Source organism: Nocardioides albus (assembly GCF_014648255.1).
In the GTDB taxonomy this organism is placed as follows: domain Bacteria; phylum Actinomycetota; class Actinomycetes; order Propionibacteriales; family Nocardioidaceae; genus Nocardioides; species Nocardioides albus.
Window position 1 is genome coordinate 331,798 of the sequence record NZ_BMQT01000005.1, and the last position, 15,212, is coordinate 347,009.

Genomic DNA, 15,212 nt, shown 5'->3' on the forward strand with positions numbered 1-15,212 from the left:
TTGGTAAAGCGATTCAATGCCCTAGCTGGACGGCGACCCTCGGGTAGGCAGGTCGAACCGTCCCTTCGGCGTTGATTCTTGGGAGGGACATCCTCGGTATGGAAACCACTGCGCGAAACCGCACAATCGGCGGGATCGTCATAGGCGCGATCATCCTGATCCTGCTGCTCGTCTTGTTCTCTTGCACCGTGAGCGGCGGCGACCCGAACAGCTCGCCGCAGAAAGACCCGACAGCAGGGGAGTCTTCTTCGCTCCCCAGCGACCCGGACACCATCGAGCCCGACGAGGACCCGTCGGAGTCCGAGTCGGACGAGCCGGAGGAGATCGACGACGACGACATCGTCCCCGCGGCCAACACCGGCGTGACCTTCATCCCGGCGGGCAACATCCCCTCGGGCAGCACCCCGACGTGTGAGCTCGACCCGAGCGCTTGCGAGCCCAACCGCCCGCCGGGTGCCGGTGTCGACATCTGTGAGATCCGTCCGGATCTGGCTCAGTGTCAGGTGCCTGACCCGACGCCGACCACGCCGGGAGATGGTGACGACGGCGACGGAGACGGCGATGGCGACAACGGCGGTCCCATCTGTGGCATCTGGCCACTTCCCGATTGCGACAATGGTGAGACGGTCCCGCCTGCCTGCCCGACCGTTGATGTGAACAAGATCGGGAGCAAGGGCGCAACCGTTACTTGGTCGCGCGTGGCCAAGGCCGATGCGTACGTGGTCGTGGTTGATCCTGGACTCTTCGAGCGGCGTGAGACCTTCGGCCCCGACCAGTTCGGCACGCGACTTCGATTCAACTTCGCGGGTGGAACGCATGACGTGGCCGTCCGCGCGGTCAACAACGGCGTGTCAAGCGAGAACTGCGGTTCCAAGACCTTCACCCTCAAGCCGGGCGAGGACAACGAGCCGCCGGCACAGCCGCAGCAGTTGACCTGCGTGACCGGTAAGGAGACGACCACTTCGATCGACCTCGATTGGGCGGATAACACCGAGGACGACTTCGCGGACTACAGCGTGAGCGTGTCCGGTCCGGGTCAGGACGACAGGACGGAAACTGGGCTCAAGAAGTCCGAGGCGAAGATCGACAACTTGCTTCCCGGTTCCGACTACACCTTCACGGTGAGGGCATGGGACGAGAACGACAACGGGTCCCAGGCCAGCGAGATCGAGGAATGCTCGACTCTCGAGGATGTGGAGAAGCCCACCGTTCCGGAGATCATCTCGGTTGGTAACGCCACTGGCGACTCCCTGACAGTTACTTGGAAGCCCTCGACGGACGACTCGGCGATCGCCGAGTACATCGTCCGCCGCGATGGGGTTGAGGTCGAACGCACCAGCGAGACCGCGTTCGTCGACGAGAACCTGGAGCCGGAGACGCCCTACAGCTACACAGTGGAGGCGGTGGACATCGCGGATCCGCCGAAGCTGTCCGGTGAGTCCGCAGCTAAGTCTGGGACCACCACGAAGGACGAGGCGCCGTCGCAAGCACCGACCGAATTGACGGTAAGTGGTGGACTGCTCGGCAGGTACACGGTTTCCTGGAATGCGGGTGAAGACCGGGAAGACTCTGCGGATGAACTGCGCTACCAGGTGTTTGTCGACGGAGACACGCTGACGGCGACAACCGCCGCTGGCGACACGGAGTGGAGTTCGGCGATCGGCCAGACCGGTGAGCACACGGTCTACGTCAAGACTCTTGACACTGAGGACCAGGCGTCCGCAGCGTCGGAGCCGCTGAAGTTCGACGTCACTCTGTTGGGCACCACCGAGGAACCCGCTGGCAACCCTGCTGTTCGCTCGAACGCCCCGGGCGAGGCCACGTCCGACGCTCCTGCCGACAAGCCGGGCCTGCCCGAGGCGCCGGTAGAGGCGCCCTCGGACAAGCCGAGCGACGAGAAGTCGCCGGAGCTCCCGGGTCTGGACGACCTGCTCCCGGGTGGCGAGGACGCCGCCGAGGAGCCGGCACAGCCCGAGGCTGAGCCGAGCGAGTCGGAGGCCCCGGCTGAGCGGCCGGTGACCGAGGAGCCTGCTGAGGCCCCTGCCGAGGAGCCCACGGAGAAGTCGACCGAGGACGCTCCGGCTGAGGAGGAGAAGGACGGTCTGCTGGAGAACATCGGTGACGCGCTGACCAGCGCCGTAGCCGCGGTGTTCTAGCCGACACACGCCGAGAGACAGGGCGGGGAGAGCCGAGAGGCTCTCCCCGCCCTGCTGTGTCTTCTGAGGTGGTGGCACATGCCCGACTGGTCGGAGGAGTCGCGGCCGGTAACCCGGGCCGTTGAGCCCCAGCGAGATCGGACCGCGGGTGATGGTTCCGATCGGCCGAGTTACCTCGGTGAGCATGCACTCACGTCGCGGAGTTCGCCGAGGTCGGTGACCGAGTTACCTCGGTGAGCGCACTCCTACTTCGTGGAACTCCACGAAGTCAGTGATCGCTGACCGAGTTACCTCGGTGAGCATGCACTCACGTCGCAGAGCTCGCCGAGCTCGCCGAGGCCGGTGACCGAGTTACCTCGGCGGGCACGCACCCACTTCGTGGAATTCCACGAAGTCAGTGATCACTGACCGAGTTACCTCGGTCTGCATCCACCACCCGGCCCCCACAACGACCCCAAAACAAGGAGTCGGATGCCCAGCGCCCCCCACAAGCCCTGGACATCCGACGTTCTTGGGTGACCGACACCAAGTCTGCGTCAGCCGTGCGCACAGGTTAGGCATAGAAACGCCCGTAGATCCAGATAGTTAAGCCGAAGTTCATGAAGTTCCTGCGCCGATTCGAACAGATTCGAACAGACCTGAAGGGTCAAATCATCTAGATCCATACATTAGGATTTCGGCGTGCGTGTGATGACGTCCCGAGCTCGCGCGGCCATCTTCGCCCCGATCGGCGACGAGGGCCGGGCAGCGCGCGTCGAGAATCGGCTCGCCGAGGCGATCCGTTCCGGCGTGCTCGCGCACGGCGAACGGCTCCCGAGCGAGCCTGAGCTGGCCCAGATGCTCGGCGTCGCGACGGTCACGGCGCGGGAGGCACTGGTCGCGCTGCGCGCCAAGGGGCTGGTGGTGACGACGCGCGGGCGTGGCGGCGGCTCGTTCGTACGCGCCCCGGAGAGCGCCGACCTCGTCGAGGACCGGCTCGCCGCGATGTCGCGGATCGAGCTGCGCGACCGGGCGACCGTCTACCTGGTGGTGCTGACCGGGTGCGCGGAGATCGCTGCGGAACGTACTGACCCGGATGAGGTCGAGGACCTGCGCGATCTGCTGATCCCGCTCAACGTCAGCGACGTGGCCCGCTGGCGCAGCGCGGACAGCGAGCTCTACCTGTCGGTGGCGGCGCTGACCCAGTCGGCCCGGATGACCCGCGAGGTGGTCCGCCAGGAGGCCGAGTTCGGTGCGCTGCTCCGGATCCCGCTCAACGAGCCGGGCTTTCGAGAAGCCACCGCGACCCGCCACCAGGAGCTTGTCGAAGCACTCGCGTCGGGAGATGCTGTCAGGGCCCGGGAGAGCGTACGCGAGCACATCACCCACTCCCTTGAACGCTTGGCCGAGATCCATGAGGCGGTGCGACGATGACCAAGACCGTGACCCCCATCGACTGCGTGAGCCAGGTCGAGCAGCATTTCGGCCCGATCGTGGCCCATCTCGAGCGCGTACGCAGCGAGGTGGCCGCGCTCTTCGAGGCGGGACCGGTCACCTCCGGGTCTCTGCGGGAGCGGCTCGAGCCCGGGTCCTTGGAGCTTCTGCGCAACCCCAACCTCATCGGTGGTGGCTTCGTGGTCGCGCCGGACGTGCTCAGCGACCGTCGGCTCTACCTGGTCTGGTGGCAGGGCGAGGACCGAGACTTCCTCGGCGACGCCGACGCCCCTGCCACCGGCGAGGCGATCGACTACACCCGTCAGCCCTGGTATCGGACGCCGGAACGCACGGGGGAGCTGACGCTCGTCGGGCCGTACGTCGACTTCGTCTGCACCGACGAATACGTCATGACCACGACGATGCCGGTCTACGCCGGGGGCCGCATGGTCGGCGTCGCGGGGGCGGACACCCTCGTCGAGACGCTCGAGACGATGCTGCTGCCCGGGTTGCGCGAGGCCGGCGCCACGCTGGTCAACGGCCACGGCAAGTCGATCGTGTCGGCAGACCCGCAGCTGGCCACCGGAGATCCGCTGACCACCGCGCGCGACATGATCCCGTGCCGGGGTCTGCCGCTCTCGGTCGCGCTCTCCTGAGCCTAGGCAGCCGAGGGCTTCGCCATGTGTCGCGGCGTGGTGAAGAAGAGCACCGCCACGAACCCGACCGCGAGCGCGGCCGCCGGCAGCAGCATCACCTCCGACATCGCCTCGGCGAACTGGGAGACGACGGCGGGCGGGACCGACGAGCCGGAGGCGGTCTCGTGGTTGCCCGAGAGCGACTCGCCCAGACCGTGGGCGTTGAGCCGAAGGTCGATGAGCACGGCGACCGCCGCGGAGCCGACGACGGAACCGACCAGCCGGGTGGCGTTGTAGATGCCCGACCCTGCCCCGGCCTGCCGCATGGGCAGGTTGCGGGTGGCGGTGGCGGCCAGGGGTGACCAGACGGCAGTTGAGCCGAGGCCGAAGAAGGCCATCGGCACGAGCAGCTGCCACAGCGGGGAGTCGACGGTCATCGGCACCGAGACCCAGAAGAGCGAGACCGAACAGAGCAGGAACGCGACCCCGGTCAGCAGCCGTGGGTGCATCCGGTCGGTCATCCTGCCCACGATCGGCGCGGCGAAGAAGGAGACCAGGGCCATCGGCACCAGCAGCATCGAGGCCTCGAGCGCGGTGTAGCCGCGGACCAGCTGGGCGTACAGCATCAGCGGGAAGCCCATGGCGACCGCGGCGAAGCCCATGCACGAGATCGCCAGGCTGGAGACGGAGAAGTTGCGGTCGGCGAAGATGTGCAGCGGCACCAGCGGCTCGTTGCGGTTGCGCGCCTGCCACCAGACGAAGAGCCCCATGATCGCGATGCCGCCGATCACGAGCGCCCAGGTGACGGCGTCCCAACCCCGCTGTTCACCGTTCTGCAGCCCGAAGACCACACAGAACATCCCGACGCCGCTGAGCCCGACGCCGAGCCAGTCGAAGGAGTGCGAGTGGGTCTCCAGGACCGGCACCAGCCACCAGTTGAGAGCGATCGCGACGATACCGATCGGTACGTTGACGAAGAAGATCCACTCCCAGCCGCCGATCGCGACCAGCGCGCCGCCCGCGAGCGGGCCGACGAGCGTGGCCAGGCCTGCGGTCGCGCCCCACAGCGCCATCGCCGAGCCGCGCCGCTCGGACGGGAAAATCCGGGTGATGGTGGCCATCGTCTGCGGCGTCATCATCGCCGCGCCGAGGCCCTGCACCGCCCGCGCGGCGATCAGCGATTCGATGCTCCCGGCGAGCCCGCACCACAGCGACGAGACCGTGAACACGGCCAGCCCGGCGAGGTAGACCCACTTCGGCCCGATGCGATCGCCGAGCCGACCCATGATCAGGACCGGCACGGCGTACGTCAGCAGGTAGGCGCTGGTCACCCACAGCACCGCGTTCGCGCTGGCGTCGAGGTCGGCCATGATGTCCGGCGTCGCGACGGTCACGATCGTCATGTCGACCAGCAGCATGAAGAAGCCGATGCACAGCGCGAGCAGCGCGCGCCACGGGTGCTCGGTCGGGACTGCCGAGGACGTGGCCGTGGGCTGGGTCATGACACACAGTGAACACCTGTCGGTGCAGGCAGGCACAATGGCTCACATGACACACCAGGACCTGCTCGCCGGACCTCCTCCCACCCATCTTCCTGTCGACCCGGCCAGGGCCGAGCTGGCCGCCGGCGCCGAGCCCGCCGACGTCGTCCGCCGTCACCCGGCATCGCCCGTCGCCTGGGCCGCCCTCGCCACCGGTGCGAAGGAGACCGGCGCGGACGATGTGACCATCTACGCCTACGCCCGCGTCGGCTACCACCGCTCGCTCGACATGCTGCGCCGCAACGGCTGGAAGGGCCACGGTCCGGTGCCGTGGGAGCACGAGCCCAACCGCGGCTTCCTGATCAGCCTCGCGGTCCTCGCCCAGCAGGCCAAGGCGATCGGTGAGACCGAGGAGTGGGAGCGCTGCTCGGAGTTCCTGCGCGACAGCAGCCCGACGGCGTACGACACGCTCCTCGGCTGAATTACCGAATCGCGTCGCACCAGCGATTTCGCCTAGCCTTGCCCTGTGACTGAGCAGACCACCGCCAACGCCCCCGAGCCGGACCTCAACGAGCAGATGTTGGTCCGGCGCGAGAAGCGTGAGCGACTGCTGGCCGAGAAGAAGAAGGCGTACGCCATCGGGGTCGGCCGCACGCACACGCTCGCCGAGGTGCGCGAGGCGTACGAGGACAAGCTCGAGGCCGGCGAGGAGACCCAGGACGTGGTCACCGTCGCCGGTCGGGTCATGTTCGTCCGCAACACCGGCAAGCTGGCCTTCGCGACGCTGCAGGAGGGCATCGGCACCCGCCTCCAGGTGATGCTCTCGCTGGCCGAGGTGGGCGAGGAGGCGTTGGCCGAGTGGAAGGCGCTCGTCGACCTGGGTGACCACGTCGCCGTCACCGGTCGGGTGATCTCCTCGCGCCGCGGCGAGCTCTCCATCATGGCTTCGAGCTGGGAGATGGCGTCCAAGGCGCTGCGGCCGCTGCCGGTGCTCCACAAGGACCTCTCCGAGGAGGCCCGCGTGCGGCAGCGCTACGCCGACCTGATCGTGCGCCAGGAGGCGCGCGACATGGTGCGTACGCGCGCGAAGATCACCCAGGCGATCCGCCGCCGTCTCGAGGACGACGGCTACCTCGAGGTCGAGACGCCGGTCCTGCAGCTCATCCACGGTGGTGCGCACGCGCGGCCGTTCAACACCCACATGAACGCCTTCGACCAGCCGATGACGCTGCGCATCGCGCTCGAGCTCAACCTCAAGAAGGCGGTCGTCGGCGGTGTCGACAAGGTCTACGAGATCGGCCGGATCTTCCGCAACGAGGGCGTCGACTCCACGCACAGCCCCGAGTTCACGATGATCGAGGCCTACCAGGCCTACGGCGACCAGTTCACCATCGCCGAGCAGATGCGGCAGATGTATCTCGCCGCCGCCGACGCGGTCGGCTCGCGTCAGGTGGAGACGGACGCCGGTGTCATCGACCTCGACGGCGAGTGGAAGTGGCTGCCGGTCTACGAGGGTGTCTCCGAGGCCGTCGGCGTCGAGGTCACCCCCGACACCGACGTCGAGACGCTCAAGACGCTGGCAGACAAGCACGACGTCGAGCTCGACCCGGCCTGGGGCGCCGACAAGATCGTCATGGAGCTGTGCGGTGAGCTGGTGGAGCCCCACCTCATCCAGCCCACCTTCCTGTGCGACTTCCCGGCGATCGCCCAGCCGCTGGCCCGGATCAACGACGAGGAGCCGGGCAAGGTCCTCGCCTGGGATCTGATCATCGGCGGTGTCGAGCGCGGCACCGGTTTCACCGAGCTGATCGACCCGGTGGTCCAGCGCGACGTGCTCACCCAGCAGTCGCTCCTGGCCGCCGGCGGTGACCCGGAGGCGATGCAGCTCGACGAGGACTTCCTGCGCGCGCTGGAGTACGGCGCGCCGCCGATGGGCGGCCTCGGTCTCGGTCTGGACCGGGCGATCATGCTCTTCACCGGCGCCGGAATCCGCGAGACGATCCTCTTCCCGCTGCTCAAGCCGGAAGCCTGATCCAACCGCTGGTCGAGCCGCCGGAGCCGCTAGGCGAAGGCGTGTCGAGACCAACACGGTCCCCTCGAGCGCTGACGGGACCGTGTTGGTCTCGACACCCGCTCGCTAGCGCTCGCGGGGCTCGACCGACGGGGCGGGCACTAAGGTGCCAGGTATGGAGAACGGCCGGTCACAGACGCTGATGACCGCGCTCGGGTTCGACCCGGGCGCGGCGCAGCTCTACAGCCGTCTCCTCCCGCTCAACGGATGGCCGCTGGTGGTCGTGGCGGCCACGCTGTCGACCTCCGAGGAGGAGCTGAGGCAGGAGGCGGCGCCGCTGATCGAGAGCGGCGTCATCTGCATCAACGAGACCTTGACCGTGCGCAGCCCGACCGCAGTGGTGGCGCACATGCTGGAGCGGGCCGCGACCAGAGCCCAGGACGCCCACGACCACCTCCTCAAGATCTCCCAGTCGGTGCCGTACGTCGCGGGCACCGCCGCGCGCCTCCCCGCGACGATCGGCGAGGAACATCCGATCGACGGCGAGGTGATCGCGACCGAGTTCACGCCGGAGACCTTCGAGCGGCTCGTCTCGACCACCTCGGGGGAGATGGTGTGGCTGCGGCCGGTGGTGACCGTCCACCCCTCGGAGATGCGGTTCATCTCGGCGATCGAGACCGCGATCCGGTCGGGGCGCCGGTGCCGTGGCATCTACCCGGTGGCCGCCCTGAAGCACTCGCCCGACGTGCTCCGGATGCGGATCGAGGTCGGTGAGGAGATCCGCATCCTGCCGCGCGTCGCCACCCACATGATGGTCGTCGGCAGCACGCACGCGATGTTCCCGGACCCGCTCGGTCCGGTCGAGCAGCCGATGATCAACGTCCGTCAACGTGGCATCGTCGAGGTGGTCACCAGCTACTTCGAAGAGCTGTGGCGCCGCGCCCTGCCCGCGGCCGAGCTCGAGGATCTGCCGAACGCCGAGCGCCGCCTGCTGCTCGCCGAGCTGGCCAGCGGAGCCCAGGACGAGCAGATCGCCCGGAGGCTGGGTGTCTCGCTGCGTACGGTCCGACGGCGGGTCGCCGAGCTGCTCGAGGAGCTCGGCGCGACCTCTCGGTTCGAGGCGGGAGTCGAGGCTGCGCGGCGCGGCTGGCTGTGACGTACGGCCTCGGATTTGCTAGCGTGTGGTCGCAAGAGCCCTGGTCTTGCCAGGGTTTTCTGCATTTTTAGATGGAGCACACACTAGGTATTGGTGCGTTGAGCAGCCGCCTCAGGGCGGAGGGACTCCGTCCGGAGCGAAGGAGCAACACATGCCCGCGATCACGATCATCGGCGCCCAGTGGGGCGACGAAGGCAAGGGCAAGGCAACCGACCTTCTCGGCGAGCACGTCGACTACGTCGTGAAGTTCAACGGCGGCAACAACGCCGGCCACACCGTCGTCATCCGCCAGGAAGACGGGCAGAGCGAGAAGTACGCCCTCCACCTGCTGCCCAGCGGCATCCTGACCGCAGGTGTGACGCCGGTGATCGGCAACGGCGTCGTCGTCGACCTCGCCGTCCTCTTCGAGGAGCTGACCGGTCTGGAGGAGCGCGGCGTCGACATCTCCAAGCTGAAGCTGTCCGCCAGTGCCCACGTCATCGCCGACTACAACCGCCAGCTCGACAAGGTCACCGAGCGGTTCCTCGGCTCACGCAAGATCGGCACCACCGGCCGCGGCATCGGGCCGACCTACGCCGACAAGGTCAACCGGATCGGCATCCGCGTCCAGGACCTCTTCGACGAGTCGATCCTGCGCGGCAAGGTCGAGGGCGCGCTGGAGCTGAAGAACCAGCTGCTCTCGAAGGTCTACAACCGTCGTGGCTTCACCGTCGACGCGGTCGTCGAGGACCTGCTGTCCTACGCGGACCGGATCGCGCCGATGGTCTGCGACACCGGCCTGCTGCTCAACGAGGCGCTCGACCAGGGTGAGACCGTGCTGCTCGAAGGCGGCCAGGCGACGCTGCTCGACGTCGACCACGGCACCTACCCGTTCGTGACCTCCTCCAACGCCACCTCGGGCGGCGCCTGCACCGGTTCCGGGATCCCGCCGACGCGGATCGATCGCGTCGTGGCCATCGTCAAGGCCTACACCACCCGCGTGGGGGAGGGGCCGTTCCCGACGGAGCTCTTCGACGCCTCGGGCGCCTACCTGCGCGACAACGGTCACGAGTTCGGCACCACCACCGGGCGGCCGCGCCGCTGCGGCTGGTACGACGCGGTCATCGCCCGCTACGCCGCCCGTGTCAACGGCGTCACCGACTTCGTCCTCACCAAGCTCGACGTGCTCGACGGCCTCGACGAGATCCCGGTCTGCGTGGCCTACGACGTCGACGGCGTCCGCCACGACGAGATGCCCGTCAACCAGACCGACTTCCACCACGCCAAGCCCATCTACGAGATGCTGCCGGGCTGGAAGGAAGACATCTCGGGCGCGCGGTCGTTCGACGACCTCCCCGCCAACGCGCAGGCCTACGTGAAGTACGTCGAGGAGATCTCCGGAGCCCCGATGTCCGTGATCGGCGTCGGCCCCGCCCGCGACGAGACGGTCATCATCAACTCGCTGACCTGATGGGTGAGCTGAGAGTGGTCCCACGGGCCACTCTCAGCTAGGTCATGAGCGGCGGATCGTGACCCGCCCGGCCTTCAGGTCCACCCCGTAGGGCGGGTCGTCGCCGTCTGGAGATGGGACGACATGACCGACGTTGTCCTGCTCCTTGAGGTCGCGCGCGGCGCGCGCGTTCCCGGGGTCGAAGACGTCGATGAAGTTGCCGAGCCCGTCGCCGATCCCGGAGGAGACGCCGCGTCGCGAGGAGCGCAGCGCCTTGTTGCAGGCCGCGATGATCAGGCCCAGCACGACAACGACGGCGACGCCGAACACGACCCAGGTCATGTTCGGCAGATTACGCCCAGGCTCAAAGCAGCGACGCGCCCTCGACCACACCCAGCGGCTCGGCCGCGATGTCGGAACGCCGCTGGAGGCCGTCGAAGCTGATCAGGTCGGCGGCGGCGTACGCCCGCGAGCGCGCGTCGTCGATGTCGTAACCCTTGGCGCGCACCGCCAGGACGCGGCCGCCAGCGGTGACCAGGTGGCGGTGGGCGGGCTCCTCGGGGGTGGAGGCGTCGATGATCGCCGTGCCGGCGTGGATCACGTCCACGTCGTTGATCGAGTTGGCGTTGCCGGCGCCGGTGATGACGTCGCCCTTCGAGGAGGACTCCGGATAACCGGCCGAGGCCAGCACAACCGTCACCGAGGCACCATCGGAGAAGGACGGCGCCTCGACCGTGTCCAGCGAGCCCGTGGCCGCCGCGAGAAGCAGTTCGCCGAGGGAGGACTCCAGCAGAGCGAGAACCGGCTGGATGTCGGGATCACCGAATCTGCAGTTGAACTCGATCACCTTGGGACCCTTCGCGGTCAGCGACAGCCCGACGTAGAGGCACCCGACGAACGGCGCGCCACGCTTCTCCATCTCCGCGAGGGTCGGCTCGACGACCGTCTCCAGCACGACCGAGGCCAGGTCTGGCTGAGCCCACGGGAGCGGTGAGTAGGCACCCATCCCGCCGGTGTTGCCGCCCTTGCCACCGTCGAAGATCCGCTTGAAGTCCTGCGCCGGCTGCAGCGCGTGGGCCCGGGTGCCGTCGCAGATCGCGAACAGCGAGACCTCGGGGCCGTCGAGAAACTCCTCGATGACGACCCGTTCGCACGCGGCCGCGTGCGCCAGGGCCTCAGCCCGGTCACGCGTCACGACGACGCCCTTGCCCGCGGCGAGAGCGTCGTCCTTGACGACGTACGGTGCCCCGAACTCGTCCAGCGCCGCGGCCGCCTCCTCGGGAGTGGTCGCCACTCTCGAGCCGGCGGTCGGTACGCCGGCGACCGCCATCACGTCCTTGGAGAACGCCTTCGACCCCTCGAGCTGTGCGGCAGCCTGCGACGGCCCGAAGACAGCGATCCCGCTGTCGCGGACGGCGTCGGCGACCCCGGCCACGAGCGGCGCCTCGGGTCCGACCACGACCAGGTCGATGCCGAGCTCGCTCGCGAGCGAGGCGATCGCGGGGCCGGACATGATGTCCACGTCCCGGAGCGTGGCGAACTCCGCGATCCCGGGGTTCCCGGGTGCGGCGTACACCTCGTTCCCTTCCTGAGAGAGCTTCAGAGCGAGCGCGTGCTCACGACCACCGGTGCCGACGACGAGGATCTTCACGGAGCCACCTTATGCCGCGACCTGGTTGTGAACCTGAGCGTGGTCCATAGGTCACTCTCGGCTTCACAACCGGGGCGCTCACTCCGGGGTCGGCGGAGTGACCGCCTCGTCGGGGCGGTGCTGGAGGACGTCGGCGTAGTAGGACTCGGCGGCGTTGATGAGCTTGACCCACTCGCCCGCGAACTGGGAGAGCACCCAGCGGTGCTCGAGGATCTCGTGGAACATCTGCGCCGGGGTGAGCTTGGCGGCGGCGCCGGGCGGACGCATCGCGACGATGGGCTCGTAGACCTCGCGCAGCCAGCGGCCCGCGGCGACCTCGATCGGCAGGTCGCCGATCTCGCGGGTGGCACGGAAGGCGGAGATGTCGTTCAGGATCCGCCTCGCCTGGGCGTCCTGGACGTCCAACCCGGTCAGCGTACGCAGCTCGCGACGGTGGTGGCCGAGCTCGACCACCCGCGGGCGGAGGGCGACGGTGTCGCCGTCCTCGCTGGTGGTGATGTCGAGCTCCTCGACGTCGAAGCCGAGGTCGTGGAGACGCTCGATGCGCTGCTCGATGTGCCACATCTCCTCGGCGGAGAAGACCTGCTCCTCGGTGAGCTCGCGCCACAGCGCGTCGTAGCGGCTCTGCAGCCGCTCGACGATCGCGTCGATCGGGAAGGCCTCCGGCAGCGCCTCGCTCGCCTGGAGGTCGAGCAGCTCGCCGAAGATGTTCTGGCAGGCGACCTCGATGTCGTACTCGCGTAGCCGGTCGGAGAGCTCCGCCTTGAGCTCCCCGGTCTCGGCGTCGACCAGGAAGGCGGCGAAACCGGCCGCGTCGCGCACGAACAGGACGTTCGACAGCGAGACGTCGCCCCAGTAGAAGCCGGCCAGGTGGAGGCGGACGAGCAGGACGACGAGGGCGTCGATCAGGCTGGGGAGGCGGTCGGCGGCCAGGCCCCGCTCGAAAAGCGCCCGATAGGGGAGCGAGTAGGTCAGGTGGTCGGTCATCAGCGCGGCGTTGAGGTCGTTGCCGTCGTGGTCCTTGCGGCCGGTGACGACGCTCTTGGCGACAACCGTCGGCAGGCCGAGACGCTGCAGCTCGCGCAGCATGTCGTATTCGCGCTGGGCGATGTCGGCCTGGGTCTCCTTGACCGCGTAGACGTTGTTGCGCACCCGCACGATGCGGACGACGTGCCTGCTGAGGCCACGGGTCAGCGGCACCACGACGTCATCCGGCCACTCCTCGAGAGGAATGGACCAGGGGAGTGTGTAGATCGCCGGGTCGGGTCGACTGGCGAGGATCCGCAGGGCCATACCGCCACGTTAGTGGGGTGAGAGATCGCGCGGGTAGGGGCGTCGCTCGTGACGGCCGCCCCTACCCGCGCGATCTCTACGCCTCCGACGTGGGAGGATGGCGACCGTGACTGTGGTGCCCAACGTCCTCGCCAACCGCTACGCCGCTGCCGACCTTGCAGCGATCTGGAGCCCCGAGCACAAGATCGTGCTGGAGCGACAGCTCTGGATCGCGGTGCTCAAGGCCCAGAAGGATCTCGGCATCGAGGTCCCCGACGGTGTCGTGGAGGCGTACGAGAAGGTCGTCGGCCAAGGCGAGGCCGGCGTCGACCTCGACTCGATCGCGGCCCGTGAGCGGGTGACGCGCCATGACGTGAAGGCGCGGATCGAGGAGTTCGCCGCGCTGGCGGGTCACGAGCACATCCACAAGGGCATGACGAGCCGCGACCTCACCGAGAACGTCGAGCAGCTCCAGGTGCTCTCGTCGCTGAAGCTGATCCGCGACCGCGCCGTCGCGACGCTGGCGCGCCTGGCCCGGCTGGCGACCGAGCACGAGGCGACGGTCATGGCCGGCCGCAGCCACAACGTCGCGGCTCAGGCTACGACGCTCGGCAAGCGGTTCGCGACCGTCGCCGACGAGATGCTCGTCGGGATCCAACGGCTCGAGGAGCTCATCGCCCGCTACCCGCTGCGCGGGATCAAGGGCCCGATGGGCACGGCCCAGGACATGCTCGACCTGCTCGACGGCGACGCCTCCAAGCTCGCCGCGCTCGAGGAGCGGGTCGCCGCCCACCTCGGCTTCGACAACGTCTTCACCTCGGTCGGCCAGGTCTACCCGCGCTCCCTCGACTTCGACGCGATCTCGGCGCTGGTCCAGCTCGTCTCCGGCCCCTCCAACCTCTCGACCACGATCCGGCTGATGGCCGGCAACGAGCTGGTCACCGAGGGTTTCAAGGAGGGCCAGGTCGGCTCGAGCGCGATGCCGCACAAGATGAACTCGCGCTCCACGGAGCGGGTCAACGGCCTCGCGGTCGTGCTGCGCGGCTACCTCTCGATGATCTCCGAGCTCGCCGGCGACCAGTGGAACGAGGGCGACGTCTCCGACTCGGTCGTGCGCCGCGTCGCGCTCCCGGACGCGTTCTTCGCCGCCGACGGCCTCTTCCAGACCTTCCTGACGGTGCTCGACGAGTTCGGCGCCTTCCCGGCCGTGATCCAGCGTGAGCTCGACCGCTACCTGCCGTTCCTGGCGACCACCAAGGTGCTGATGGCCGCCGTCCGCAACGGTGTCGGCCGCGAGGAGGCGCACGAGGCGATCAAGGAGGCCGCCGTCGGCACCGCGCTCTCGATGCGCAAGGGCCAGGCTGAGAACGACGTCTTCGCCAAGCTCGGCGCCGACTCCCGCCTCGGTCTGACCGAGGAGCAGATCCAGTCGCTGGTCGCCGAGCCGATCGAGTTCACCGGCGCGGCCGTCGCGCAGGTGCAGGAGGTCGTACGCCGCGTGGAGGCCGTCATCGCCCGCCACCCCGAGGCCGCTGCGTACGCTCCTGGCGAGATCCTCTGAGCATGGTTGCGGGCCCCGTCATCACCGTCGCGGCGGTGGTCTTCAGAGATCGTGACGGGCGGATGCTGACCGTCCGCAAGAACGGCACCACGAAGTTCATGCTCCCCGGCGGGAAGCTGGAGCCGGGGGAGTCGGCCGCGGAGGCGGCCGTCCGCGAGGTGGTAGAAGAGCTCGGCGTACGGCTCGGGGTCGAGGACCTCGCGCTGCTCGGTGAGTTCGAGGCCGACGCCGCCAACGAACCGGGTCACCTGGTGCGCTCGACGGTCTTCACCTGGGCCGGCGAGGTCACGCCGGACGCCGCTGCCGAGATCGCGGAGCTGCGCTGGGCGACCCTGGCCGAGATCACCGAGGGCGCGGAGTTCGCTCCGTTGACCAGGGAGTACGTCGTCCCGGCTCTCGAGCCCGCCTGAACCCTCGCGGCCGGCCGCCGTGCGGTGTCAGACTGTC

The 15,212-nt window shown here is 68.5% G+C and carries 13 protein-coding genes; 9 read left to right on the top strand and 4 right to left on the bottom strand.

From position 1 onward, the window contains the following. Positions 1–98: 98 nt before the first annotated feature. The 3 genes from IEY84_RS12860 to IEY84_RS12870 all read left to right on the top strand — a co-directional run bounded on the left by IEY84_RS12860 (position 99) and on the right by IEY84_RS12870 (position 4,225). Positions 99–2,156 carry a fibronectin type III domain-containing protein gene (locus IEY84_RS12860; protein ID WP_183547927.1) on the top strand — a complete coding sequence of 686 codons (2,058 nt, stop codon included), beginning with the start codon at positions 99–101 and terminating at the stop codon, positions 2,154–2,156. Between the two features lie 690 nt (positions 2,157–2,846). Next, positions 2,847–3,569 carry a FadR/GntR family transcriptional regulator gene (locus IEY84_RS12865; protein WP_221209052.1) on the top strand — a complete coding sequence of 241 codons (723 nt, stop codon included), beginning with the start codon at positions 2,847–2,849 and terminating at the stop codon, positions 3,567–3,569. Then, positions 3,566–4,225 carry a cache domain-containing protein gene (locus tag IEY84_RS12870; RefSeq protein WP_183547929.1) on the top strand — a complete coding sequence of 220 codons (660 nt, stop codon included), beginning with the start codon at positions 3,566–3,568 and terminating at the stop codon, positions 4,223–4,225. Before IEY84_RS12865 ends, IEY84_RS12870 begins: the two co-directional genes overlap by 4 nt. 2 nt (positions 4,226–4,227) lie before the next feature. On the opposite strand, the gene IEY84_RS12875 is transcribed toward IEY84_RS12870, so the two are convergent. Then, entirely contained in the window at positions 4,228–5,706 is a 1,479-nt protein-coding gene (locus tag IEY84_RS12875; protein WP_183547931.1) for a DHA2 family efflux MFS transporter permease subunit, read from the bottom strand. Between the two features lie 46 nt (positions 5,707–5,752). On the opposite strand from IEY84_RS12875, the gene IEY84_RS12880 reads away from it, so the two are divergent. The 4 genes from IEY84_RS12880 to IEY84_RS12895 all read left to right on the top strand — a co-directional run bounded on the left by IEY84_RS12880 (position 5,753) and on the right by IEY84_RS12895 (position 10,302). Continuing rightward, a complete protein-coding gene (locus IEY84_RS12880) occupies positions 5,753–6,166 on the top strand; it encodes a DUF3151 domain-containing protein (RefSeq protein ID WP_179659952.1) in 414 nt (137 codons plus the stop codon). A gap of 45 nt (positions 6,167–6,211) precedes the next feature. Beyond that, positions 6,212–7,717 (top strand): lysine--tRNA ligase, encoded by a 1,506-nt coding sequence (gene lysS, locus IEY84_RS12885; protein ID WP_183547933.1) that lies wholly within the window; start codon positions 6,212–6,214, stop codon positions 7,715–7,717. Positions 7,718–7,871: 154 nt separating this feature from the next. Beyond that, the gene (locus IEY84_RS12890; RefSeq protein ID WP_183547935.1) at positions 7,872–8,852 is read left to right on the top strand and encodes a helix-turn-helix transcriptional regulator; all 981 of its coding nucleotides are present in this window, start codon (positions 7,872–7,874) and stop codon (positions 8,850–8,852) included. 151 nt (positions 8,853–9,003) lie between these two features. Continuing rightward, positions 9,004–10,302, top strand: a complete 1,299-nt coding sequence (locus IEY84_RS12895) for an adenylosuccinate synthase (RefSeq protein WP_183547937.1) — start codon at positions 9,004–9,006, stop codon at positions 10,300–10,302. Between the two features lie 42 nt (positions 10,303–10,344). On the opposite strand, the gene IEY84_RS12900 is transcribed toward IEY84_RS12895, so the two are convergent. From IEY84_RS12900 to IEY84_RS12910, 3 genes are all read right to left on the bottom strand, one after another. Next, on the bottom strand, positions 10,345–10,623 hold the full coding sequence (locus IEY84_RS12900; RefSeq protein WP_183547939.1) for a hypothetical protein: 279 nt from the start codon (positions 10,621–10,623) through the stop codon (positions 10,345–10,347). Positions 10,624–10,645: 22 nt separating this feature from the next. Further along, positions 10,646–11,932 carry a phosphoribosylamine--glycine ligase gene (gene purD / locus IEY84_RS12905; protein ID WP_183547941.1) on the bottom strand — a complete coding sequence of 429 codons (1,287 nt, stop codon included), beginning with the start codon at positions 11,930–11,932 and terminating at the stop codon, positions 10,646–10,648. 78 nt (positions 11,933–12,010) lie between these two features. Beyond that, the gene (locus tag IEY84_RS12910) at positions 12,011–13,225 is read right to left on the bottom strand and encodes a DUF4032 domain-containing protein (RefSeq protein WP_183547943.1); all 1,215 of its coding nucleotides are present in this window, start codon (positions 13,223–13,225) and stop codon (positions 12,011–12,013) included. Between the two features lie 112 nt (positions 13,226–13,337). Between IEY84_RS12910 and purB the strand changes: the two genes are divergently transcribed. Beyond that, the gene (gene purB, locus IEY84_RS12915; protein ID WP_229788642.1) at positions 13,338–14,765 is read left to right on the top strand and encodes an adenylosuccinate lyase; all 1,428 of its coding nucleotides are present in this window, start codon (positions 13,338–13,340) and stop codon (positions 14,763–14,765) included. Between the two features lie 2 nt (positions 14,766–14,767). Then, a complete protein-coding gene (locus tag IEY84_RS12920) occupies positions 14,768–15,175 on the top strand; it encodes an NUDIX hydrolase (RefSeq protein ID WP_183547947.1) in 408 nt (135 codons plus the stop codon). Positions 15,176–15,212: the final 37 nt, after the last annotated feature.